The organism is Chryseobacterium sp. VD8 (assembly GCF_037149975.1).
Taxonomy (GTDB): domain Bacteria; phylum Bacteroidota; class Bacteroidia; order Flavobacteriales; family Weeksellaceae; genus Chryseobacterium; species Chryseobacterium indicum.
The window spans coordinates 1-2,366 of the sequence record NZ_JBBCQL010000373.1; the positions used below are offsets into that span (position 1 = coordinate 1).

The following is a 2,366-nucleotide window of genomic DNA, read 5'->3' on the forward strand; positions in this document are numbered from 1 at the left end:
AAGAACTATCTCCAAGAATTCAAAACGTACTTTGTAAAATTCATTTCCATATCTTTTATTCGGTCTTCGAGAGCTGTAATTCCTTTTGTAAGATATTCCTCTTTTTCAGGATCAGTCAGCGTATGGATTGCATCAAAACCCGGTGCCGGAGTAGAAATCGGAACGGATAATTCAATGGTGTTGCCGTTTTCATAAATATAATAATACCAGTCTTTTTTTTCTAAAAGGTTTTTCATGATTATTTTTTATTGGTCTTAAAACATTAAAATATAATTTCCTTCATTCAGAATCTAACCATCTATGATCTGATTTTTTCAGCCTCTTCAATATTGTATTCAATTCTCTTATCATCTTTTAATAAAGAACTGAAAACCTCAAAATATTCCTTAAACCTGTGTTTATCGTAATGAACGATAACCGGAAAAAGCTGACTTGCCTGATAGTATTTTTTATTTTTCAAACCACTTTTCATCGCCTCTTCAATTTCTTTCAATAGCGGTTTGCAGTCTTTTTTCAACAGAAAATCTTTCAAACAGGATTCGAAAAACCTATCTCCGTAAATGCTTAAGAAATGTTTTACATAAGGATATAATTCCTGTTCTTCTTTTCCATTGAGTATCGAAATGTATAATGCATCCACGATAACATCATACACATTATCTTCATTATAAATTCTGTGAGGTTCAAAGCTGTGCTTTTCATCCCATTTTTCAGAAATGAAACGGTCAAGCTGTACAAATCCTTCCGGAATTGCCCAAGCAACCAAAATAAGCATTGCCTGATAAGAAATGTAGACATTTTTATGATGAAGCAAAAGTTTCAGTTTTTCGACACGGTTTTCGTCGGTTTTACCGATGAGCTGCACTTCTGTGAGATCATAACCTTCTTCGCCATTTTCGCTGTAATAGTACAGCGTATCATATATTTCGTTTTCCAATTTTTCTTAATTAAATAATTTATTTCAGTTAAAATGTCCGTAACTTTAAGAGTTCCAGATCCGGATGTCTTCTAAAAAAAGCATATATCTTCCTGGTTGATATTCGCCGTAAGAAAATAAATAAATCAGATCATTTTTCTTCAGATAATATATTTCCAGTCCTTTTTCAGAAATGTATTTTTCAATAAAATTATTGATCTTTTTAAAGCTGTTTTCTTCCACCATCAGATCAAAACTTTCACGATCTGTTTGCTTTTTCAGTTCTTTTAACGGATGGTTATAAAAATCAGTCAGCTTGATTTTCTGCCGATTAACTTCAAACACTTTGTTCACACATTTTCTTTCATCTCCATCAAACAGGAGTTGCCTGAAACTTTCGGATGATATATGATAATCGAATGCTCCTCCGAAGATATCAATCAACAATTTTGCATATTCATCATTTTCGTAATCGAAATTTTTCACCGCCAAATGTCCTAAAGAATATCTTTTGTATAATTCGTTTTCAGAAAAAACAGTAGTATTCTTTATTATTTTTTCATCAATATCAAGTAATTGATTATAGATGGAATGATACATGGGAATTTCAGGAAATAACTTCATTAGTTCCTCCGTTTTCTGTGTAGCCAGATTAAGGGTATCTCTATACACTTGTCTCATTTTTTCACTGTTCAGTCGGATGTACATTTTGTTTGTTTTTTTAATTCTTCTACAGCAATAATATTTGCACAGTCATTTATCTTCACAGGATACGCTTTGCTGAATTTCAGATCTTTAAAATCAAGATTCTGAAACTGACAGTCAGAAAAAATTAAGCCATCCACTTCTACCAACTGAAAATTTGAGCCAGAAATTATACAATTTCCAAAATAACTCCAGCCTAATTTTAAATTCTTAAAAAGACAAAACTCCACGGAAGTATCATAAAACTCTGCTTTTGTTGTTTCACTTTCTAAAAAAATACAGTTTTGGAATCTACACTGGTGAAATTCACACTTTCTGAGATACGAATTTTCAAAATTGACCGAAGAAAAAACACAGTTAAAGAAAGAACTTCCGCCCAGATTTACATTTCGGAAAACTCCGTTTATAAATTTTGTATTACAAAACACAGCTGAATTTAAATTTTCATCAAATAATTCCATATTGCTCAACTCTTCATTTTCAACGTTCAGCTGCTCTCCTCCTTTATCATGTATCCAATTTTTATGAAGCTGTATTTTAATTTTTATATTTTCCAAATCTTAAAATTGAAATTTTATTCTTTTTGAAAACTTAAGATATTTTAATTATCGCGTTATCTTTTATGATTTTTTAAAATATCATTTTTTACCGTTTTATCATTTGTAAATAAATCATTCCGAAATCATCACATTACTTCCTTTCGTATGTGCGTTCATCTGCGGCGCGTAATAATTCTGAATTGTTG

The 2,366-nt window shown here is 31.0% G+C and carries 4 protein-coding genes; all 4 read right to left on the bottom strand.

Annotation, left to right across the window (positions count from 1 at the left end):
• Nucleotides 1–5: 5 nt before the first annotated feature.
• The gene (locus WFK35_RS22250) at nt 6–236 is read right to left on the bottom strand and encodes a hypothetical protein (protein WP_336734773.1); all 231 of its coding nucleotides are present in this window, start codon (nt 234–236) and stop codon (nt 6–8) included.
• A gap of 62 nt (nt 237–298) precedes the next feature.
• On the bottom strand, nt 299–937 hold the full coding sequence (locus WFK35_RS22255; RefSeq protein ID WP_336734775.1) for a hypothetical protein: 639 nt from the start codon (nt 935–937) through the stop codon (nt 299–301).
• A gap of 45 nt (nt 938–982) precedes the next feature.
• Nucleotides 983–1,597 carry an immunity protein Tsi6 family protein gene (locus tag WFK35_RS22260; RefSeq protein WP_336734777.1) on the bottom strand — a complete coding sequence of 205 codons (615 nt, stop codon included), beginning with the start codon at nt 1,595–1,597 and terminating at the stop codon, nt 983–985.
• An 11-nt stretch (nt 1,598–1,608) separates the two neighbouring features.
• Entirely contained in the window at nt 1,609–2,178 is a 570-nt protein-coding gene (locus tag WFK35_RS22265) for a pentapeptide repeat-containing protein (protein ID WP_336734779.1), read from the bottom strand.
• Nucleotides 2,179–2,366 lie beyond the last annotated feature (188 nt).